The sequence below is a fragment of the Paenibacillus albiflavus genome (assembly GCF_004344915.1).
In the GTDB taxonomy this organism is placed as follows: domain Bacteria; phylum Bacillota; class Bacilli; order Paenibacillales; family NBRC-103111; genus Paenibacillus_AM; species Paenibacillus_AM albiflavus.
In genome coordinates, this window is sequence record NZ_SKFG01000013.1 from 80,615 (window position 1) to 101,077 (window position 20,463).

At 42.0% G+C, this 20,463-nt stretch carries 21 protein-coding genes; 10 read left to right on the plus strand and 11 right to left on the minus strand.

From position 1 onward, the window contains the following. Positions 1–111: 111 nt before the first annotated feature. Both E0485_RS14175 and cspD read right to left on the minus strand, forming a co-directional pair. On the minus strand, positions 112–315 hold the full coding sequence (locus E0485_RS14175) for a cold-shock protein (RefSeq protein ID WP_407944851.1): 204 nt from the start codon (positions 313–315) through the stop codon (positions 112–114). Positions 316–455: 140 nt separating this feature from the next. After that, the gene (cspD, locus tag E0485_RS14180; RefSeq protein WP_132418715.1) at positions 456–656 is read right to left on the minus strand and encodes a cold-shock protein CspD; all 201 of its coding nucleotides are present in this window, start codon (positions 654–656) and stop codon (positions 456–458) included. 285 nt (positions 657–941) lie between these two features. Here cspD and deoD point away from each other — a divergent pair, with 285 nt between their 5' ends. The 5 genes from deoD to E0485_RS14205 all read left to right on the plus strand — a co-directional run bounded on the left by deoD (position 942) and on the right by E0485_RS14205 (position 6,256). Further along, positions 942–1,643, plus strand: a complete 702-nt coding sequence (deoD, locus tag E0485_RS14185) for a purine-nucleoside phosphorylase (RefSeq protein ID WP_132418716.1) — start codon at positions 942–944, stop codon at positions 1,641–1,643. Positions 1,644–1,851: 208 nt separating this feature from the next. Then, the gene (locus E0485_RS14190; protein WP_132418717.1) at positions 1,852–2,736 is read left to right on the plus strand and encodes an FMN-binding protein; all 885 of its coding nucleotides are present in this window, start codon (positions 1,852–1,854) and stop codon (positions 2,734–2,736) included. A gap of 143 nt (positions 2,737–2,879) precedes the next feature. Next, on the plus strand, positions 2,880–4,757 hold the full coding sequence (locus E0485_RS14195; protein ID WP_132418718.1) for an FAD-dependent oxidoreductase: 1,878 nt from the start codon (positions 2,880–2,882) through the stop codon (positions 4,755–4,757). Between the two features lie 84 nt (positions 4,758–4,841). Further along, positions 4,842–5,279 carry a hypothetical protein gene (locus E0485_RS14200; protein ID WP_132418719.1) on the plus strand — a complete coding sequence of 146 codons (438 nt, stop codon included), beginning with the start codon at positions 4,842–4,844 and terminating at the stop codon, positions 5,277–5,279. Beyond that, the gene (locus E0485_RS14205) at positions 5,276–6,256 is read left to right on the plus strand and encodes a polyprenyl synthetase family protein (protein WP_132418720.1); all 981 of its coding nucleotides are present in this window, start codon (positions 5,276–5,278) and stop codon (positions 6,254–6,256) included. The genes E0485_RS14200 and E0485_RS14205 overlap by 4 nt, the downstream gene beginning before the upstream one ends. Before the next feature lie 50 nt (positions 6,257–6,306). Here the strand turns inward: E0485_RS14205 and E0485_RS14210 are convergent, their stop codons facing one another. The 8 genes from E0485_RS14210 to E0485_RS14245 all read right to left on the minus strand — a co-directional run bounded on the left by E0485_RS14210 (position 6,307) and on the right by E0485_RS14245 (position 14,124). Next, complete coding sequence (locus E0485_RS14210; RefSeq protein WP_132418721.1) at positions 6,307–7,191, minus strand: UbiA-like polyprenyltransferase; 885 nt, start codon at positions 7,189–7,191, stop codon at positions 6,307–6,309. Then, complete coding sequence (locus tag E0485_RS14215; protein ID WP_132418780.1) at positions 7,188–8,516, minus strand: aspartate aminotransferase family protein; 1,329 nt, start codon at positions 8,514–8,516, stop codon at positions 7,188–7,190. Before E0485_RS14215 ends, E0485_RS14210 begins: the two co-directional genes overlap by 4 nt. A gap of 49 nt (positions 8,517–8,565) precedes the next feature. After that, complete coding sequence (locus E0485_RS14220; protein ID WP_132418722.1) at positions 8,566–10,533, minus strand: peptidase U32 family protein; 1,968 nt, start codon at positions 10,531–10,533, stop codon at positions 8,566–8,568. A 144-nt stretch (positions 10,534–10,677) separates the two neighbouring features. Further along, a complete protein-coding gene (locus tag E0485_RS14225; RefSeq protein ID WP_132418723.1) occupies positions 10,678–11,469 on the minus strand; it encodes an energy-coupling factor transporter transmembrane component T family protein in 792 nt (263 codons plus the stop codon). Positions 11,470–11,474: 5 nt separating this feature from the next. After that, on the minus strand, positions 11,475–12,350 hold the full coding sequence (locus E0485_RS14230; RefSeq protein WP_132418724.1) for an energy-coupling factor transporter ATPase: 876 nt from the start codon (positions 12,348–12,350) through the stop codon (positions 11,475–11,477). Continuing rightward, entirely contained in the window at positions 12,326–13,171 is an 846-nt protein-coding gene (locus tag E0485_RS14235; protein ID WP_132418725.1) for an energy-coupling factor transporter ATPase, read from the minus strand. Before E0485_RS14235 ends, E0485_RS14230 begins: the two co-directional genes overlap by 25 nt. Positions 13,172–13,196: 25 nt before the next feature. Next, complete coding sequence (locus E0485_RS14240; RefSeq protein WP_132418726.1) at positions 13,197–13,745, minus strand: Gx transporter family protein; 549 nt, start codon at positions 13,743–13,745, stop codon at positions 13,197–13,199. Continuing rightward, complete coding sequence (locus E0485_RS14245; RefSeq protein WP_132418727.1) at positions 13,729–14,124, minus strand: NusG domain II-containing protein; 396 nt, start codon at positions 14,122–14,124, stop codon at positions 13,729–13,731. The genes E0485_RS14240 and E0485_RS14245 overlap by 17 nt, the downstream gene beginning before the upstream one ends. A 142-nt stretch (positions 14,125–14,266) precedes the next feature. Between E0485_RS14245 and E0485_RS14250 the strand changes: the two genes are divergently transcribed. The 4 genes from E0485_RS14250 to E0485_RS14265 all read left to right on the plus strand — a co-directional run bounded on the left by E0485_RS14250 (position 14,267) and on the right by E0485_RS14265 (position 18,667). Then, positions 14,267–15,346 carry an FAD:protein FMN transferase gene (locus tag E0485_RS14250; RefSeq protein WP_235857577.1) on the plus strand — a complete coding sequence of 360 codons (1,080 nt, stop codon included), beginning with the start codon at positions 14,267–14,269 and terminating at the stop codon, positions 15,344–15,346. Between the two features lie 81 nt (positions 15,347–15,427). Continuing rightward, positions 15,428–16,003, plus strand: coding sequence for a DoxX family protein (locus E0485_RS14255; protein WP_132418728.1), 576 nt, complete (start codon positions 15,428–15,430; stop codon positions 16,001–16,003). 140 nt (positions 16,004–16,143) lie between these two features. After that, complete coding sequence (locus E0485_RS14260) at positions 16,144–17,349, plus strand: MFS transporter (RefSeq protein ID WP_165921183.1); 1,206 nt, start codon at positions 16,144–16,146, stop codon at positions 17,347–17,349. 340 nt (positions 17,350–17,689) lie between these two features. After that, the gene (locus E0485_RS14265; protein WP_132418730.1) at positions 17,690–18,667 is read left to right on the plus strand and encodes a diaminopimelate dehydrogenase; all 978 of its coding nucleotides are present in this window, start codon (positions 17,690–17,692) and stop codon (positions 18,665–18,667) included. A 176-nt stretch (positions 18,668–18,843) separates the two neighbouring features. On the opposite strand, the gene E0485_RS14270 is transcribed toward E0485_RS14265, so the two are convergent. Further along, positions 18,844–19,077 (minus strand): indolepyruvate ferredoxin oxidoreductase subunit alpha, encoded by a 234-nt coding sequence (locus E0485_RS14270; protein ID WP_132418731.1) that lies wholly within the window; start codon positions 19,075–19,077, stop codon positions 18,844–18,846. Positions 19,078–19,542: 465 nt separating this feature from the next. Between E0485_RS14270 and E0485_RS14275 the strand changes: the two genes are divergently transcribed. Beyond that, entirely contained in the window at positions 19,543–20,460 is a 918-nt protein-coding gene (locus tag E0485_RS14275) for a polyprenyl synthetase family protein (RefSeq protein ID WP_132418732.1), read from the plus strand. Positions 20,461–20,463 lie beyond the last annotated feature (3 nt).

The window sequence follows — 20,463 nt, forward strand, 5'->3', positions numbered from 1 at the left end:
TAAGTAGAAAAATCTACTTTTGGGACAGCCCCTTACCTTAAGAAACGCATCCGTCTCCAAAGACGGATGCGTTTCTTCATGCTACAAAAATGCAAAGCAATGAGAGTCTCATTACTTCGTGCTATGATTGAGTAGAGATGGCAGCATTTTTGTGTTTTTAACCATAACTGAACTGCAAATAGGACAAGCTGGGCTTTCCTCAAAAGAGAAATTTTCCCTCATCCAGCAGGAGCAAGTATCTTCACTACATATCCAGACTGAAGTCGTTTCTTCTTGAATCGGTTCCATGTTTTTCTTAGAGAAATACACGAGCACAACCCTCTTTCTGCATAGCTATTGTAGTCAAATAACATCTTTAACGCTGATCCAGATTCGAATTGTTCAAATTCGTATCGGTGCTTGTATCACTGAAAAAGAACTGCCCGTCGTAGAGCAGTTCTTATATATGGCTGAAATTATAGTTTTACAACGTTTTCAGCTTGTGGTCCACGGTTACCTTCAACGATGTTGAACTCAACGCGTTGTCCTTCGTCTAGTGATTTGAAGCCATCACCAACGATTGCGCTGAAATGTACGAATACATCTTTACCGCCTTCAACTTCGATGAAACCGAAACCTTTTTCTGCATTAAACCATTTTACTGTACCTGTTTCCATTAACGTAAAACCTCCACAAATTTTATTACTCATACTACTTAGAAGAAAAAATCACCCGCTATAAAGGGAGTCCTAACTTGAGAACACCTTTATAATATGTGAATGATGGTCTTCAAATATACGAATTACCTTATTTTATCATACAAATGCTGTAAAAACAATGTTAGGACTAGCACTCAAAATATAAATAATTGTGTTGGAGCAGCAGCCTGTTATGAATATTCAGAAATAAATTGTATAATAGAAATTGGAAATTCGATTCAAATGATATTTGGGGGTCTTAGGATGAGTGTTCATATTGGTGCTAAAGAAGGGCAAATTGCTGAATCCGTATTACTGCCAGGTGATCCGCTTCGAGCAAAGTATATTGCAGAAACCTTCTTGGAGAATGTCGAGTGCTATAATGAAGTCCGTGGCATGTATGGCTTCACTGGAACTTATCAAGGCAAGCGCGTTTCTGTTCAAGGAACAGGTATGGGGATTCCATCAGCTTCTATCTATATTAATGAGCTGATAAGCAGTTACGGTGTGCAGAATTTGATTCGAGTAGGTACATGCGGTGCAATTCAGAAGGATGTTAAGGTGCGCGATGTGCTGCTTGCGCAAGGGGCTTGCACGGATTCTTCGATGAATCGCATTACATTCCCTGGATACGATTATGCGCCGATTGCTAATTTTGATTTATTGAAAAAAGCTTATGATGCAGGTGTGAACAAAGGACTGCATATTCGAGTAGGAAATGTTTTCTCCGCGGATATGTTTTATTCCAACAATCCCGATATGACCTTGAAGCTGGGTAGTTACGGCGTATTAGCAGTTGAAATGGAAGCTGCTGCATTATATACGATTGCTGCCAAATTCGGTGTTAAAGCGTTAGCCGTATTAACAGTAAGCGATCATATTCTGACAGGCGAAGAAACAACTGCAGCCGAAAGACAAACGACATTTAATGAAATGATTGAGGTTGCATTACATACAGTTCTGTAATACGCTTACATAGTTGAAAGTAAACGAAGCTCTAATAAAGGGAGAAATTTTCCCCAGTTATTAGAGCTTTTTGGTGTGATATAAATAACAATGAGTTAAGTGATGAAAATCACAAGAGAACGTGATTTATTTCACATCATCTTTCTATTTTCCGTTATATAATGACAGCACAAACAGATAATTAATGACTCTAAGGGGGAGAAATCGAATGAAAAAATTATCAATGCTATTAGCCGCTATTATGCTCGTAAGTGTATTGGCAGCATGCGGTTCAAAGGCAAACGACGAAGCATCCACACCAGCTCCAACAACAACTCCAGCGGCATCATCTGATGTTGCACAAGGTACTCTAGCAGATGGTAACTATTTTGCTCAAGAAGATAAGTTTGAAGATTCTGGCTGGAAGTACATGGTTGAGATTGAAGTTAAAGATGGTAAAATCGCGAATGTCAATTGGACAGGCGCTAACAAAGATGGCGGCATGGACAAGAAAGCTCTTGATAAAGCCGGCAAATATGGCATGAAGGAAAAAGCTAAGGCTCAAGCTGAATGGTATGAGCAAGCTGAGAAAGTTGAAAAGTTCTTGATCGAAAAGCAGGACGTTAAAGCGATCACTTTTGACGATAAAGGTAAAACCGACGCAATTTCTGGTGTATCCATCTCCGTAAACGCATTTGCTAAGCTTGCAGATCAAGCTCTTGCAGCTGGTCCTGTAGCTAAAGGTCCATACAAAGATGGAACATACCATGCAGAGCAAAAAGCTTTTGACGAAAAATCAGGCTGGAAATCCACTGCTGACGTAACAATTGTTAATGGTCAAATCGTTGCAGCTAACTGGAATGCTGTTCATAAAGATGGTGGCGACGACAAGAAGAAACAATCAATAGATGGTAAATACGGTATGAAAGCTGGCGGCGCATCCGCTGAATGGCATGAGCAAGCAGCTTTAGTAGAAGCAGAATTACTTGCTAAGCAAGACCCAGCGAAAATTGCTGTTAAAGAAGATGGCAAGACAGATGCAATCTCTGGCGTATCTATTCACGTATCGGACTTCATGACTCTTGTACAAGAAGCATTAGCATCTGCTAAATAATAAATGAAATAAGAAATTATTCTTTGATCTAATTCATATGGGTCCCTGTCAGTGTTCTGGCGGGGACACTGTATGTCTCCTGAGAAAACATTCCTCTAAAGAGCTTCACCTATATATAAATCAACCAAAAGAGGTGCACACACATGAAAAAGATCGTCGTTTTGGGTGGCGGATATGGCGGTGTTTTAACAGCTAAGAAGCTTGCGAAAAAATTCAAAAAGTCTTCTGATGTTGAAATCACATTGATCGACCGCAAACCTTACCATACACTTCTAACTGAACTTCATGAAGTTGCGGCTAACCGCGTAGAAGAAGATTCAGTAAAGATTGATCTTAAGAAGATTTTTGCTGGTAGAAAAGTGAATGTCGTACTAGATGAAGTTGACACGATTGATTTTGAAGGCAAAAAGCTGAATGCGAAAAACAAAGATTATGACTATGATTACCTCGTAATCGGTACAGGCTGTAAACCATCCTACTTTGGCATTTCGGGTGCTGAAGAACATGCTTTCCCGCTATGGTCCTTTGAGGATGCTGTACATTTGAGAGAGCAAATTCGCGGCATGTTCATGAAGGGTGTTCAACAAACAGACCCTGCGATCCGTAAAGAAATGCTGACATTCGTTGTCGTAGGTGCTGGTTTTACGGGTATTGAAATGATCGGTGAATTAGCCGAGTACAAAAAAGAGCTTTGCAAAGAAAACTACATCGATGAATCAGAAGTTCGTCTAGTAGTAGCTGATATGGCTCCGAAAATTTTACCAATCCTTCCGGACAAGTTAATTAAAAAAGCTGAGAAGCATTTGGGTAAACTAGATGTAGAAATTGTTACAAGCGCGCAAATTACAGGCGTAACACCAAATGGCGTTATTCTTGGTGAAAAAGGCGAGATTGCATCCAGAACGGTTATCTGGACTGCAGGTGTTGAAGGTTCTGAACTTGTTGGCAAACTAGATGTAGCTCAGCAAGGTAGAAAGCGTATTGTAACAAATGATAAGCTTCAAAGCGTTGATCATGAGCATGTTTATGTTGTAGGGGATAACATCTTCTTTATTCCAGAAGGTGAAGAGCGTCCTGTACCACAGATGGTTGAGAACGCTGAAGCAGCAGCACCGATTGTTGCCAACAATATTTGGGCTGATGTAACAGGAAACAATGCACACAAGAAGTACAAGCCTACTTTCCATGGCTGCATGGTATGTATCGGCAGTCGTTACGGTGTTGCTAATGTAGGTATGCCAGGCAAAATGTTTGCGATGAGCGGCTTTTTCGCAATGTTCATCAAGCACTTTATTAACTGCTTCTATCTCGTTCAAGTGGCAGGTTATAACAAAGTATTCTCTTATTGCATGCATGAATTCTTCAATGTCAAAAATAATCGCAGCTTCTTGGGCGGTCATTTTGCAAAACGTTCACCGAACTTCTGGTTATTCCCATTACGAATTTATATCGGTTATATGTGGTTATCACAAGGTCTTGAGAAATTGCCGAAGGTATGGAAAAATCCTTCAGACATCTTCTTGATTCCTCCAAAAGTAGTCGATGGTGTGACAGCAGCTTCTCAAGCTGTAACTGATGTACACAACACAGTAGATGCCTCTTCTGCGGCATCAGCAGTACAAGGTGCATCAACTGCGATTCAAGCATTGCCAGTTCCTGAATTCATCACCAAAATGATGAACTGGTCCATGGATCTAATGTTCTACACTTCAGATGGTGGTTATACTACATTGGCAACTGTGTTCCAAACAGCAATGGTTTTAGGTGAAGTTGTATTCGGAACCCTGCTAATTCTTGGCTTGTTCACAGCTTTATCCTCAGTTGGTACAGTTGCGATGGGGGCAATGATTTGGGTATCGGGAATGGCGCCTTACGAAATGCTATGGTATCTTGCAGGTGGTATTGCATTAATCGGTGGTTCAGGAAGCACGCTTGGTGCTGACTACTACGTATTGCCTCGCTTAAAGAGAATTTGGAAGAAAATCCCTATCGTTAAAAAATGGTATATCTTTAATGATTAATTTATAAACATTAAATTCTGGCTGAGTAGAGTAATGTGCCTATGTAGGTGTATTACTCTCTCTCCATATTTACAGGAGAATTTTATGGACAAATTATTAATTGAAGAAACAATTGTAATGCTAAATCAAAAATTGTCGCCTGATGCAGCAATTGAAATTGATCTCGGACCAGATTGTTGTACGGAGATGCTTCAATTATTAGAAAAGTATGAGGCAGACCGCGAACGCATCAAAATTTTATTGGCTTGTTATATTCTGCTGCAGCTTGCCAAGAAAAAGCACTGCGAGTTTTCGGATGATAACGAGATATTGACCAAGCAAATTCTAGATGGCGATTATTTACACAGCATCTATTATGACTTTGCACTTAGTCATAAGGAAACGGAATTGGTTGCGTATTTGGCACCGATTAACAAGCAGATTCATATCCGCATGGCGCAAGGTGAAAAGCCAGATCGAATGTTGTATAATTGTTTTCATCAATTTATTTCACGTAAACATAGACAGGTAGCTGGATTATGAATCTTGATCAAATGCTTAAGATTGACCTTAATCGAATAGAGAAAGAAATTATAAAGATCATTAAAAATGATCCCGATTTACCCAAGAATTCAGATGTGAGAAAGAGCCTTACGGATATGGTCAGATCAGGCGGTAAACGACTAAGACCCATTATGGTCATCGTGGGAAGCAGGTTCGGCAAAGAGGCAGATGAGAATAAAGTGATACAATTAGCGTCGCTGCTTGAATTCGTTCATGTAGCTTCTCTTATTCATGACGATATCATCGACCAATCCGATACGAGAAGAAGCCAGCCTGCGCTTCACGTTAAAACAGGTGTTCCAACTGCTGTTCATATCGGCAATTACATGATGGCAAGAATCGTTGAGCTGATGACCGTTTATTATAAAGATCGTGATCAAATCTTGAATGACTTAAGTACGCTGGTAACGACACAGTTATGTCTTGGAGAATACCAGCAATTGAATAATCGCTTTAATTACGATATGACCATTGATACTTACTTACTCAAAACAAGCAATAAAACCGCCCTACTGATGGCAACCTGCTTACAGCAAGGAGCCAGATTAGCAAAAGCAGAACGGCTTGTGATTGAACAGCTATATGATTTTGGACATAATTTAGGAATGGCATTTCAAATTCGCGATGATGTTCTCGACTTTACCCAGTCAGCAGAGGTGTTAGGCAAGCCGTCTGGCAGTGATCTTATTAACGGCCAGGCTACACTGCCTGTGCTGTACGCAATGGAGGATGAGGCACTTGCAGGCCGTATACGAAGCCTTAATGTAAACACGCCAATTGCCGCATTCGAAGAAGTGATCGAAGAAATTAAAACTAGCGATGGAATCGACCGAGCGAACGCACTTAGCAGACAATACATGGATACCGCGTGGTCACAAATCGACATGCTGAAGTCTTTCCCTGCCGCTCGCGATCTCGAACAAATCTGGTATTACTTTGAAGAGAGAATCAAATAAGATGCACACCCGATATGAGGTAGTGCATCTTTTGTGTTTTTGTAAAGATTTTATGAGGTAGATTGTACATAGAAGTCGATCAAGGTACAGAAGAGAATGACCATGCTGATCACTTGATTTAATTTGTAGGAAGCAAGCTTCATCAGCTTGCGATTGCTCGGCTTGATGATCTGATGCTCTACCAGAAGCAAGATAATAGCGATGCCGATACCGCTAAGATAAATCCATCCAAGACTTCGCATCCAGGCGAGAACGAGCAGGAGAAGTACCATGATGAGATGGAGACTCCTTGCGATAAATAAGCTGTCCTCCAAACCAAACACGCTAGGCACGGACCATAAGCCTGTTTTGCGATCAAATTCGATGTCCTGCGTCGCATAGACAATATCGAAGCCTGCGATCCAGAGCATGACGATTGTCCCAAGGACAAAAGGAGTGAACGCGAATGCTCCGGTAACAGCGAACCATGCACCGACAGGCGCGGAGGCGATGACGAACCCTAAGTACAGATGGCTAAGCCATGTGTACCGTTTGGCATAGGAGTAAGACGAAATCAAGATAATCGCAACTGGTGATAAAATAAAGCAAAGCGTATTGAGCATCGCTGCAGCCACAATGAAAATCGCGTAGTTGATGACAACGAATATGACGACTTCTTTACTGCCAAGCAGCTTTCGCGGCAGATGCCGATCCGCTGTTCTTGGATTAAGCTCATCGAATGTTCGGTCCGCGACACGATTGAGCGCATTAGCCCCGTTACGAGCGGCTACAAGCGCGATAAGCGACCATATCATGATGTACGCGGAGGGCAGCCCGCCTGCTGCCCACACCATCGAGATGAGGGCAAACGGCAAGGAGAAGAGGGTGTGCGAGAACATAACCAGCTCACCGAACATTATCGTCTTGCGCCATATTTTATGTGCTAATGCGGTCATGATACGTTGCTCTCCCCTATCTGAGCAAGTACCTGATCTAGGATGTTGACCATCGACTGCACATCATCCTCTGTGATGATAAGTGGCGGTTGAAAGGCCAGTACATTGCGATTCAACCCATTCTTGCCGATCAGGATGCCGTTGTCTTTCATTTGCTCTAGAATTTGATCGACGAGCGCGGCGCCGCGAGTTGGGTTGTCGGCGAGGATTTCCATGCCGAGCATGAGCCCTTCACCGCGCACGTCGCTCACGTGCGCAGGATACCGCTGCTGCAGCTCCAGCAGCGCGGATTTGAGCGCGCCGCCGCGTTCTGCGGCGCGCTGGACCAGGCGCTCGCGCTCGATGTAATCGAGCACCGCGAGCGCGGTCACTGCCGACACGGGATTGCCGCCGAAGGTCGAAGCCGATGGCTTCGACAATGCGGCAGCGATCGTGTCGGTAGAAGCGAAGGCGGCGATTGGCACGCCGCCGCCGAGTGCCTTCGCCATCGTGATGATATCAGGTACGATGCCGAAGTGCTCACAGCCGAACATCTGGCCTGTTCGGCCAAATCCCGTCTGCACCTCGTCCATGATCAGCAGGACGCCATGAGCGTCCAGCAGCTTCTTGACCTCGCGGTAATACCCCTTAGGCGGCACAATGATGCCGCCATTGCCTTGGATCGGCTCGACGATCATAGCTGCGATCTTGTCTCCCTTAGCGTCCAGCACAGCTTGCAGCGCCTCAAGAGAACGTCTGGCTGCTGGTGTAAGCTCATTCTCACTTAATTGTGCATGAAGCTCCTTATGATCAAATGGCCTTGGGATGAACGTAACGCCTGGGTACAGATAAGGATCTGTTTGCCACATCGGAATGCCGGTGACGCTCATCGTCAAATTCGTCCGTCCATGCAAGCCACCTTCCATGGAAATAAAATCGCTTTTGCCAGTATACATACGAGCTAGAAGAAGGGCGCCTTCATTCGCTTCCGATCCGCTATTGCAGAAGAAGGTCCGTCTTAGATCGCCTGGCAATACCTCGGCTAAACGTTCAGCCAAATCAACCATGGGCTGTGTTAAATAAATCGTAGTCGTATGCTGCAGCGTCTGTAATTGTCGTACAGATTCACGCGTGATTTCTTCATTGCAATGTCCACAGGCAACGACAGATACACCTGCAAAAAAGTCGGTATACCGCTTGCCTTGCTCATCGAATACATACTGCATGGATCCGCGCACGAGTTGTGGGGGTTTTTGATAGAAATGCTGTGTGCAAGGATAGAAATAAGCTTTTCGTTTATCGATAATTTGCTCTGGGCCGATGTATGTGGGTTGTTTATGTTCCATCATCATATCTCCTATTCGAACTGTTCCAGTACCCTGGCAGCAGATTGAATTAATTAAAATGTAAAGTCCCGAGCGTATAGCCAGCGCCAACTGGCGGCAATTGTTTAAATTGATCTACGCATTGTTCAGGAGAGTGAAGTGCCTTCTTGTAGGCTTGGATAATCGTTCTAAGCTGCTCTGTCTTGTACGAAGCACCTTCAATTCGAACGATTGCGGCTCCAATTGCTTGCAGCTCGCGCAAGAATGGTAGATAGCATAATTCTTTGGCCAGAGCCAGATGATTGCGACCATGGTGATCCTGGTAAACCGGACTCTCTCCCTTATCCGTCATTAACACAAGGATATCATTATCGACGAATTGATTATCCTCTTCACCGATAGGTTGGAACACTTCCACATTCTCGTAGAGATCATGCTCCAAATACATAATAATCGGTGAACCATGAACGATCACTTCTTTAGGAATCGTAGACTGAACCATGAAGTTTGTGAATTCTTGCAGCGGCAGTTCAATCGAAGTGGTGAATCGTTCAAGTCCCATTTGCTCATACAGCTCTACTGCTTTGTGATTGTATAGGTTAAGCGACAAATCACCTATCATTGGATAACCGAAGCTGCGGAATTTATATAAAGCCCCTAAGTTCGTAATGAGCAGTCCATCAAGATCAAAGCGCTGCTGCTTCAATAAATGCTCATATTGTTCAAAATGCAGTTCTGTCATCATTCGAGGCATACCGAGATAGATCTTCGTATTCCCCTTATTGGCTGTTAATTCGATAAGATCCTGCTTCGTAAATGGCAGATCAGGCAGGAATACATCTCCACTCAAATAAAGGTGATCGACTCCTTCTGCTATTGCCATTCGAGCTTGTTCTATATTATTCACACGAACAGACAATTCAGTTCGGGTGCTTTGCGAATGCTTATTATTCCCAGACGATGCCTCTGGATTCTTGGATTTCTTTACAGCTTCCATAATGGAATTGGATATGAGTTCAATTCGCTCATCTGTTATGTTCTTCTCAGCGGTTGGCGTACTGAATACTTTACCTGTGCTGTAGAACTTGCCTGTCCCTTCATAACGACGATTGATGTTGTCAAGACCAGGCTTGCCAAAGGCGTAAGCAGTTGAGAAGTCACGTTTGCGATTATCGTACAGAAGCTTTGTATCCTGTGAGCGATTAAAGCCGATAGGGTCATCAATATAACGATCAATTGCGTCCCCGTAACTATTGACCAGCATCGTAACAAATTCCTTATCACGCATACGTCCTTCAATTTTGAAAGAAGAAACGCCATGCTTAATTAGCTCAGGAATATGCTCATACATGAACATGTCTTTTGCAGCCAGCGGATATTCGGTTGGATAAATGTAACCATCTTTCTTCACGCGATAATCCCAGCGACAGGGCTTCATGCATTTGCCGCGATTGCTGCTTAGACCGAATATGGTAGAACTGATCAGGCAGTTCGCTCCGTGTACGGTACACATGTCACCATGCATGAAATATTCAATTTCCATATCTGTTTTCTGATGAAGCAATTCAACCGTTTTAAGATCCATCTCGCGAGAGGCGACTACACGGGTAACGCCAAGCGCTTTGACGGCTTGAACCATTGCGATATTATGGACGTTCATCATGACAGATGAATGAATTGGGATGTTTAGCTTATGTTTATAAATAAGTTCAAGAATTGCAAAATCTTGTACAATTAATGCATCGGGCTGAACGCGCGCGAGGAATTGCAAGTACGCCTCGGCATCTTCTAATTCTGTTTCATTAAGCAGGTTGTTGACAGTGATATATACTTTTTTATTTAGAGAATGAGCAATTGCGATTGCCTGCTCAATTTCTTCGTAAGAGAAATTATAACCCTTGCGCAGCATGCGCATATTCAGGCTAGGACCTCCCATATAGACAGCATCGCAATTAGTACGAATAACAGATTCGAATATTTCGAATGTGCCCACAGGTGCAAGCAGTTCAATTTCTTTCCCGTTAAAATAACGTGCCATGATGTCCACTCCTTTAGTTGTCTTAAGTGCAACCTAATAATTATATCAAAAAATAATGATATTGTGCCAAATTTCACATGTAAACTCATGGAAACTTTGTGACAATCCCGGCACAGGTGACTACTAACGTGCCTCTTGAATTGATTATAACCAAATAATTAGTGCAATGAGGAGGATAAATATCATAAGCAGTAAACTATCGTTATTGCTCCAAGATAAAGTATGATACTTGCTGCGAGTGGCACCAAGCTCATAACCGCGGGATTCCATTGAATTCACGAGATCATCTGCGCGTCTGAATGCACTGACGGTTACAGGCAATAAAAGCGAAATGATCATTTTTCCTTTGGCTTTCCATGGCAGCTCTTTCAGATCTGCACCTCTAGATGCTTGCGCCTTAATAATTCTGTGCGTTTCTGAGAAAATCGTCGGAATGAATCGAAGGGCAATTTGCAGCATTAACGTAATTCTTTCTGGCGATACACGAAATAGCTTCAATGGATATAGAACGCTCTCCAGACCTTGCGTCAATCTATTCGGTGTCGTCGTAAACGTGAGCATCGCTGTAAAAGAAATCATCATCGCCATTCGCCATCCAGCGAACAAGCCCTTCCATAAACCATTGCTTGTGATATGGATCCATCCCCAGGTAAATACAGCTTGACCGCTCTGCGTAAAGAGCAAATGGAAAATCATTATATAGAGAATCAAGAATCGCAAGGGACGAACTGCTCTAAGATAGGTGGATAATGGAATCCGCGTACTTAACATAATGGCAAAGGATACAAAAGAGATTAAGATAACATCGTATAAGGAATCAGATGTAATGATCGTGATGACATACAGCATCATGGCGATGGTTTTGGATCTCGGATCCAGCTTATGTATCCAAGAGTTCGTATCAATGTAGCGACCTATAATGAACTTATTGTTCACAATCCTCAATCCTTTCCTTGCTTAACCAGATAAGCTTCAATTTGGTCGGCAAGCTCGGCTGGTGTAAATGATCCGTAATCTTCTGATAAAGGAGTATGGAATTTGTCCTCGAATGCCTGCTTTAAACGGATCGATTTAGGAACAACCAGACCTAGCGATTGCATGAAAGGTTCTGTTTGTTTAGCCCATTCACTAGGTGATCCATCAAAGGCAATTTTGCCATCATGCATCACAATCAGTTGGTCTGCATAGTTCAGCATTTCCTCTAAGCGGTGTGTGATGATCAGGATCGTTTTGCCGCCTTCCTTACAAAGCTTATACAGTAACGACATTAGCTCATCGCGACTCTGCGGATCAAGTGTCGCTGTAGGCTCATCGAGTATCAGTGTATCAGGATTCATAGCAAGGACGGATGCGATGGCAGCTTTGCGCATTTGACCGCCGCTTAGCTCAAATGGGCTTCGGCTGAGCAGAGATTCGTCTAGTCCTACAGCTTGCAAAGCCTGCCCCGCAAGCTGCTTAGCTTCTTCTTCTGCGATTCCAAAATTTAAAGGACCAAAACATAAATCCTTCTCGACCGTTTCCTCAAATAGCTGCTGTTCAGGAAATTGGAACACAAGTCCTACTCGCTTACGCAGCATTCTAAGCGGCTGCTTTTTGCCTGCCTCAATCACATAATCGTAAATGTGTACACTACCCTCTGATGGTTGTAGGATTCCGTTACAATGCTGAATCAGGGTTGATTTGCCTGAGCCAGTTGAGCCTACGATTCCGACGAACTGCCCATCTGGAATCTCTAAATTAATCGAGGTAAGTACATTTGGGGCGTCTTTACTTGTAGCTTGATAACGATAACTTACATCGTGGAAATATATTGCCATAAATTATTCACCAAATCTCGTTCGTTAAGATGGATGCCGATGTCGATGTTGCGTTGTCGCAGCTCCTGACATAATGCTATATAGAAAGGCGGCTTTAATCGGCATGCCTCAATAATTTCTTCTTGCTGTAATAAGTTAAATGGGGAGTCATCCGCGATAATCTGACCACTCTTCATAGCAACTACTCGATCAGAAGCAATGATTTCGTCCATGTCATGCGTAATCGAAATAATCGTATATTGCCCACTTGCATGCATGGACCTCATAAGTTCAATGACAGATTCTTTGGCGCCTTCATCCAGCATTGAGGTTGCCTCGTCAAAAATAACGATCCGCGGGTCCATTGCAAGCACAGCTGCAATTGCTGCCCGCTGCTTCTGACCACCTGATAATTCACTCGGGTGTCGATGAAGGAATGGCGTAATTGTTAGCTTGTCCGCAAACCGCTGTACTCTTTCATCCATTTCGCTACGGCTTAAGCAGTTGTTCTCCATTCCAAATACCAGATCTTCGAATATTGTACTTCCAATAAACTGATTATCTGGATTTTGAAAAATAAAGCCAATCTGCTGACGAATCCCTCGTAGGCTGGATGAAGTAAGCTCTGTCCCATTCACTGTAATTGAGCCTTTATTCGCACGCAATAACCCATTCATTAATTTGCTAAGCGTTGATTTGCCACTACCGTTTGGGCCGACAATCGATATCCACTGTCCTTCCAGAATATCCAGACTCACATCGTTAATCGTTGCTGATTCCATGTTATTCCTTCCTGGATATGTGAAGGTAACGTTCTTTAATTGAATGATTGGTTGCTTCATGTTGTTCATTCATCCTTATTTCGTATTACAAGCGGCTTTCATAGGGTTTAAATAATGGAAGTTTGCTCAAGGAATTCACTAGGTGATGCGTTGCATAGCCGATAAACACACCAGTTGCGATTCCAGTGATCATTAGAACAGGCAAATAGGAGAAAATAATACTGCTCTTAATGACGATAAAAGCGGCTGCAAGCTGGCCGATATTATGGGCAATTCCTCCATATACACTAATGCCAATTGTACTGAAGTTATCTTTCCCAAGCCTCGTTAGGCTGAACATAACGATGAAACTGAATAGAGATCCCATAAAACTGAATAAAAAACTAGAGAATGTCCCAAAAATAATGGCGGTTAAGATTGTTTTGAGTACAATTAGTGTAAACGTATCTCTTCCCTTAAAGAAGTACAAGCAAGTAAGTACCATAATGTTGGATAGCCCTAGCTTGGCGCCAGGAACAGAGAAGAAAGGAATGATCGATTCGACAATACTCAAAACAACGGCAACAGCACCAAATATGGATAATATGACGGTTTTTCTGAGAGCTTCAGAAGAGGAATCAACTTGTAGATGCATCTAATTCATCTCCTTGATTGCTTCCGCCTACAATTTCAACTAACAAGCGATTCGGCAAGCAAACAATAGTACCACGAGGCTTAGTTACAAACCCAAAGGTAAAACATACATCATCAGGGCAATTCGCTTCATGCATCTCGATACCACGATTGTGAATTTTGAGCACATTATGTCCAAACTTTGAATCGATTGGAACGAGCTGTTCTTCTTCGGTTAATTCAACCGTTTTGATCAGCTGGCCATCTACAGTAAGCTTGGCATAAAGTTTATCAGAGGCTGAGGGATTCCCCTTATCGCCAATAAATTTAGGCACAATAAAAGCTAGGACAGCGATGAGGATAACAGCGAAAAGTATGATATCGCCACGTTTTAATTTCATATCCTTTATCTCCTTAGATGTATTTCATCTTGTGATATTAGGTACAATGTACTTGTAGAACCTCGTAATTATACACTTATCCATGTTAAACTTTCAATTAAGCATGGCATAGCGAATACATATTAAAGAATTGAGGGACATCATGAAAAACAATAGGAAACGTTATTATGGTTTGTATTTTTGTTTAATGTTAATGGTAGTATTCATTGTAGGCTGCAATAATTCAGCGCCAAATGGGGGAACTGCTCCTGTTAAGGAACCCAAATCCGATAGCTTCTTTGTGTTCGATACAATCGTCTCTATACGCATATATGACGATAAGGCTACGGAAAAGAATTTTCAAGAAATTAAAGAACTTACGCATGTAATCGATACTCAGATCAGCCGTAATTTGGACACAAGTGAGATTTCTAAGGTGAATCAAGCCGCTGGCAAAGCAGCTGTACATGTGTCGGACAAGACCTTCTATGTTGTTCAAAAAGCGCTAATGTATTCGGAGCTGTCAAAAGGACAATTCGATTTAACGATTGGACCCCTTGTTTCCTTGTGGGGAATCGGAAATGAAGGCGCTCATGTTCCGACGAAGCCTGATTTAGATGCGGCACTAACGAAAATCAATTATAAAGATGTGCTGCTTGATGAGTCGAAGAAAGAAATTAAGCTGGCCAAAGAAGGTATGGAAATTGACCTTGGGGCGATTGGCAAAGGATACGCTGCGGATGAAATCGCTGATTATCTGCTTAAGAATAACTTCAACAGCGCAATCATTGATTTAGGCGGCAATATTTTTGCACTCGGCGTTAAACCTGATGGCTCGCAGTGGAATATTGGCATTCAAGATCCAAAGGAAGAACGCGGTAACCAGATTGGAAAGATGAAGGTAAACAATAAAACAATCGTTACTTCAGGTATTTATGAGCGCTTCTTTGTCGAGAACGGCGTACATTATCACCATATTCTAAGTCCGCAAACAGGTTATCCCGTGAATAATAACCTGAGCAGCGTATCGATCGTGACCGATAAATCCATTGATGCAGATGGATTATCAACATCCGTGTTCGCTCTTGGTCTGGAGGAAGGGAAGAAATTTGTCGACGGATTGGACAATGTAGAGGCGATTTTTGTTACTGCGGATCAGAAGGTTTATATAACAGATGGATTGAAGGGCAATTTTGATCTTACAAATGAAATGTATCAACTTTGTGAATTTTCTAACAATTAACCCGTTTAAATACTTCTATTGCTTTATAATTTGATTATTCTGATATATAATGAAATTATCAAAGGATAAGGGGTGTTAACGATGGAATATCAGGCTAAGCCTAAAGAAATCATTATTCCAGACAATCCGGTCTCACGATTTTTATTTAGCAGCACCCGTTCCGCTTGGATCTGGCTTATTATCCGATTATATGTAGGATATGCGTGGGTCACAGCAGGCTGGGGTAAACTTAACAGTGAAACTTGGGTAGGCGGTCAAGCGGGTGCAGCCATCCAAGGATTTGTAAAAGGCGCACTCGCAAAAGCGGAAGGCGGCAAGGACGTAGCGGGTTGGTACGCATGGTTCCTAGAGAATGCTGTTTTGCCAAATGCTAAAGTATTCGCTTATGTAGTAGCATGTGGTGAAGTATTGGTTGGACTAGGTTTAATCTTCGGTTTGCTAACAGGTATCGCTGCTTTCTTCGGTGGCTTTATGAACGTTATGTTTTTATTCGCGGGTACTGTTAGTACAAACCCTCTGCTTTTCGTTCTAGCTACTTGGTTAGTTATGGCGTGGAAAGTTGCTGGTTGGTACGGTTTAGATCGTTGGGCATTACCGTTCCTAGGAACTCCTTGGAATAGTGATCTGCGGAATAAGCTGACGAAGAAACAAGCTTAAAGCTACATAACACCTAATAATTAGGGGTATTTCGAGGTAGTGTTTCTACCTTGGTATACCCCTTTGCTATGTTCAAGTTCAACCGTTTATAATGATATCGGATGCTTCACATTATTATTTTGAAAGAAGCGTGTTTACGGATGAGTTTGTCCAAAGGATTGCGTACTTTGCTTGTCATGAACGTGGTTTCGAATATCGTGTTTATCTATGTCGCAATCTTTATCAATCTTTATATCTGGGAGCAGGGGCAGAATATATTCGATGTCTCCTGGTACAATATGATGCTGCTGTTAGCATGGGGAATCGCCTATTCTATCGCTACTCGCATGCTGTCCAGGTGGTCGATCCGATTGTTAATGTCGCTGTCTGCAAGCTTTGGGGCAATTGCATTCCTACTGTTATCCTTGCTTGAGCTCGATAATCGCTTGTTATGGATCACGCTTATTGGAATCCCAGTCGGTATGATGCAGGGGATTTTCTCCACAGCACATAATTTGAGTATTACGGTCTTGGGGCAGGATAAAGAAATTGGACATTATTTGGCGATTACAAATATTATGGGTCAAATACTTAACATGTCCATTCCTCTTATCACATCTCAGATCATCAAATGGTTTGAGTATGGTGGTTCATTCGTCCTAATGCTTATTTTTATTATGATGATGTTAATGCTGTCGCTTAGACTTCCGCCTATTTCTCTGCAAAATCATGTAACCAAGGAAACAATAAAGCCTCGGGTTTCCTTCTCTAATATCTTTCAATTTCCTCAAGCGAAATGGTTTCTCATATCCTGCCTAACTACGGGTATCATTCTTCAATTTCAAAATTTATTTGCTCTGCTATTCACATTCAGTGTCACGAGTGATAAGACGATGATTGCATTACTCAATACTTGTTATACAACCTTTGCGCTGCTCGCTCTGTGGGCTTATCGCAAGTTTAAAGTGAAGGAATCGATGTGGCTCGTAATATCGGTCGTATTCTTGGGCTGTGGCCTGCTCTTGATGCTCATTCCATTACCTGTCGTGCGAATTACCTCGAATATCGTTACGACGATAGGGATGTTCTATTTTCTAACGATTGTGGTTTCACAGCAATTGAAGATGACGGCAGGCAGTCTTGATATTGTTAAACGTTCGCACATGCTTGTATGGCGGGAATGGATGTATGTCGTATCTAGAGTATTCATGCTTCTGTTTATGATGAGAATAACGAATTTTACAGATCCTTTATTTATTGGATTAGCCATTTTTGTCGTGCTATGTTTATTGACAATTTCCTATATTCAAGGCAAATTAATGGCGCGAACCCAAGATGCAAGCGTTCAAATGAGCTCAAATGGATAAAAGATTTATTTTTCATGTAACTCTGCAATGGAATACCAGGTCGCAGGATGCTCTTTGATCAGATTGGCAATTTCGAGAATACGATCTTGTAAACGCTCACTTCACGACGTGGCCACCTCCATTCGGGTTCGCATTTGATTTTGGAAAAGAAATTTGTCACTATAAAAGAAGTCTCTGGGATAGAGATCATAGTAACTCACCTGTACATTAGTGCAAATTTATGGTCTATTAATCCATTCTCATAGCTCGATCTTATCGATATAATTATTCTATTACAGGAGCTTGATATCAAAATACGCTATAATATGAAAAAACGATTTTTCTAGGAGGACAAGAGAGTATGTCAACAACGATCACAGTTGGTATTGTCGGCTACGGAAACTTAGGTAAAGGCGTAGAGAAGGCAATTAAACAAAATCCCGATTTACAATTAGAAGCAATCTTTACACGCAGAGCGCCAGAGAATGTTGCCTCAGGTACTAAAATGGTACATATCTCTGAGATTGAGAAATATAAAGGCATTATTGATGTCTTGATTCTATGCGGTGGATCCGCAACTGATTTGCCTGAACAGGGTCCTCAATTCGCTGCTATGTTCAATACAGTAGACAGCTTCGATACACATGCCAAAATCCCTGAGTATTTTGCGCAAGTAGATGCGGTTGCTCGTCAGGCTGGTACTGTAAGTGTCATTTCAACAGGTTGGGACCCAGGTCTATTCTCCCTTAATCGCATGCTAGCAGAAGCTGTCCTTCCTGAAGGCAAAGAATACACATTCTGGGGTAAAGGCGTGAGCCAAGGTCACTCCGATGCTATTCGCAGAATTAAAGGCGTTAAGAACGGCGTACAATATACAATTCCTAGCCAGGATGCGGTTGAAAGCGTTCGTGCAGGTAAAGATCCTGTATTATCAACACGTGACAAGCATCTGCGTCAATGTTTCGTAGTCGCTGAAGAAGGCGCAGATCTTAAACAGATCGAGCACGAGATTGTGTCTATGCCGAACTACTTTGCAGATTATGATACAGAAGTGAATTTCATTTCGGAGGAAGAGCTTAAAGCGAACCACTCCGCAATGCCTCACGGTGGTCTTGTTTTCCGCAGTGGAGTAACAGGGGAAGGCACGAAGCAAATTATTGAGTTCGGCCTGAAGTTAGGCAGCAACCCAGAGTTCACTTCGAGTGTGCTTGTTGCATATGCAAGAGCTGCTTACAAGTTGTCCAAAGAAGGGCAAGCAGGTGCTAAGACGGTGTTCGATATTCCATTCGGACTTCTTTCACCTAAAACACCTGAGCAATTGCGCAAAGAACTGCTATAGGTTCTAGATCGAGATACGGGGCAATGCCTTGTATCTCTTTTTTTAGCCAAACGATAGGCGCATAAAACAGAAAAAACATAGGATACGAAAGTATCCTATGTCTTATATCTGATAAAGAATTCTGTCAATTGAATTCCTTATTAAGCCTTAACCTATTGGAAAAGGTGCTCTACATATTATTTGAAAAACGCACGGTTCTTCTCTATGTATTCCTTTTCGTTGTCAGGCACATCATCTTCGTAGAAAATCGCTTCAACCGGGCATACAGTTACGCATGCTCCACACTCGATGCAAGTATCTGGATCGATATAGAACTGCTCTGGACCTTCTTGGATACAGTCAACCGGGCAAGCTGTTACGCATTCTCCCGCCTTCTCACCAATACAAGGGGACACAATTACATAAGCCATTAAACAACCCTCCTCCTACAAGATAAATTCAATACTTATTTTAACTCCTAACGCCTTAATTGTATATAAATTTAGTAAAATTCATACTAAATTCATAAAGTGATAATGGTTCTCTCATCTAATACGCAATGCTAGTTTATGTATATGTTAATTATTATGGAATATTATCAAATTTATACATAATAGTCATTTGCGTGGTTTAGACATTTATTGAAAATTGGACATATAATGTCAAATTTCAAGTTATTTATCTGAAAACATTGATATAAAGTAGACGAAATTGTATACTTATTTTGTATTCTAGAATTTATAACATTCGTGTCAGAGGACTCGTACTAATCAGGCATTCTTCCTAGTCATTACTAACATTGGGAGAATGCTTTTTCTATTAAGAAACGCAACCGTCTTTAAAGACGGTGAAACCGTTTCTTCTTATGTGACTTTACAAAAGGGAGTTGGTTTCTGTTGAACAAACGTATGTCATTAGAGCAATTTATGCGTGGCAAGATCAATCAGTACTTTATCCAATCTCATCTAAGAGCATTAGCAACATCATTTTTGGAATACAAATTGACGGAATCCTTCATTTTCAGTGATCTCACTAGGCTTCATTATCAAATGTTAGGTGGAACTTCACAAGAGATCGAGAAGGCTGGCGCCGCTGTCGAACTTATGGTGCTTGCTCTTGATATTTATGATGATCTACAAGATAGAGATAATCTGGATGTGCCTTGGTCGCAGGTAGATCCTGCTCAGGCGCTGAATGTAGCGATTGGACTACAGTCGCTGAGTATCGCAACCTTGGATGATTGTGCATTCTCCAACTCTAGCAGAACGAGAGCGATGAGATATTTGAATCATGGGATTCTGCGCTCAGTGAATGGTCAGCATACAGATTTGCTGAACTATGTGAATGAAGAAGAAGATTGTCTGCATATGATCCGCAATAAATCAGGCTCTTTAATTGCATGTGCTTGTTTAATTGGTGCAACTTTGGTTACAGATGAACATCATGAGCTAATTGCTCAATACGGGCAAAGTATTGGGACCATTGGCCAGATCCGCAATGATATCAAAGGCATTTCTCGTTGGGATCTGCGAAATGATTTATTGAATCGTAAGCGTACATTGCCTATACTATACTTCTTGGATCATGATCACCCGATTATGCAGATCGTAAGAGATTATTATGAAGGCTACGCGTCACAGACAGATTTACTATCGATCAAGAATCAGATCATTGATCTTATTGAATCATCAGGCAGTAAGCAATATGCTGAGGTTATTTTGCGTACACTTCAATATGAGGCGAAGGAGCTTATTGAGAAGCTGCCTATTGAGCAAGAATGGAAACAAAAAATAGTGGAGTTTGTAGAATTGTGAGAT

Excerpts from the sequence above, each read along its gene's own strand:
- E0485_RS14230 (WP_132418724.1), bottom strand. The coding sequence starts at position 12,350 with ATGGCAATATATTTCCACGATGTAAGTTATCGTTATCAAGCTACAAGT.
- cspD (WP_132418715.1), bottom strand. The coding sequence starts at position 656 with ATGGAAACAGGTACAGTAAAATGGTTTAATGCAGAAAAAGGTTTCGGT.
- E0485_RS14260 (WP_165921183.1), top strand. The coding sequence starts at position 16,144 with ATGAGTTTGTCCAAAGGATTGCGTACTTTGCTTGTCATGAACGTGGTT.
- E0485_RS14215 (WP_132418780.1), bottom strand. The coding sequence starts at position 8,516 with ATGGAACATAAACAACCCACATACATCGGCCCAGAGCAAATTATCGAT.
- E0485_RS14195 (WP_132418718.1), top strand. The coding sequence starts at position 2,880 with ATGAAAAAGATCGTCGTTTTGGGTGGCGGATATGGCGGTGTTTTAACA.
- E0485_RS14245 (WP_132418727.1), bottom strand. The coding sequence starts at position 14,124 with ATGAAATTAAAACGTGGCGATATCATACTTTTCGCTGTTATCCTCATC.
- E0485_RS14240 (WP_132418726.1), bottom strand. The coding sequence starts at position 13,745 with ATGCATCTACAAGTTGATTCCTCTTCTGAAGCTCTCAGAAAAACCGTC.
- E0485_RS14200 (WP_132418719.1), top strand. The coding sequence starts at position 4,842 with ATGGACAAATTATTAATTGAAGAAACAATTGTAATGCTAAATCAAAAA.
- E0485_RS14220 (WP_132418722.1), bottom strand. The coding sequence starts at position 10,533 with ATGGCACGTTATTTTAACGGGAAAGAAATTGAACTGCTTGCACCTGTG.
- E0485_RS14250 (WP_235857577.1), top strand. The coding sequence starts at position 14,267 with ATGAAAAACAATAGGAAACGTTATTATGGTTTGTATTTTTGTTTAATG.
- E0485_RS14255 (WP_132418728.1), top strand. The coding sequence starts at position 15,428 with ATGGAATATCAGGCTAAGCCTAAAGAAATCATTATTCCAGACAATCCG.
- deoD (WP_132418716.1), top strand. The coding sequence starts at position 942 with ATGAGTGTTCATATTGGTGCTAAAGAAGGGCAAATTGCTGAATCCGTA.
- E0485_RS14190 (WP_132418717.1), top strand. The coding sequence starts at position 1,852 with ATGAAAAAATTATCAATGCTATTAGCCGCTATTATGCTCGTAAGTGTA.
- E0485_RS14265 (WP_132418730.1), top strand. The coding sequence starts at position 17,690 with ATGTCAACAACGATCACAGTTGGTATTGTCGGCTACGGAAACTTAGGT.
- E0485_RS14210 (WP_132418721.1), bottom strand. The coding sequence starts at position 7,191 with ATGACCGCATTAGCACATAAAATATGGCGCAAGACGATAATGTTCGGT.
- E0485_RS14270 (WP_132418731.1), bottom strand. The coding sequence starts at position 19,077 with ATGGCTTATGTAATTGTGTCCCCTTGTATTGGTGAGAAGGCGGGAGAA.
- E0485_RS14235 (WP_132418725.1), bottom strand. The coding sequence starts at position 13,171 with ATGAAGCAACCAATCATTCAATTAAAGAACGTTACCTTCACATATCCA.
- E0485_RS14205 (WP_132418720.1), top strand. The coding sequence starts at position 5,276 with ATGAATCTTGATCAAATGCTTAAGATTGACCTTAATCGAATAGAGAAA.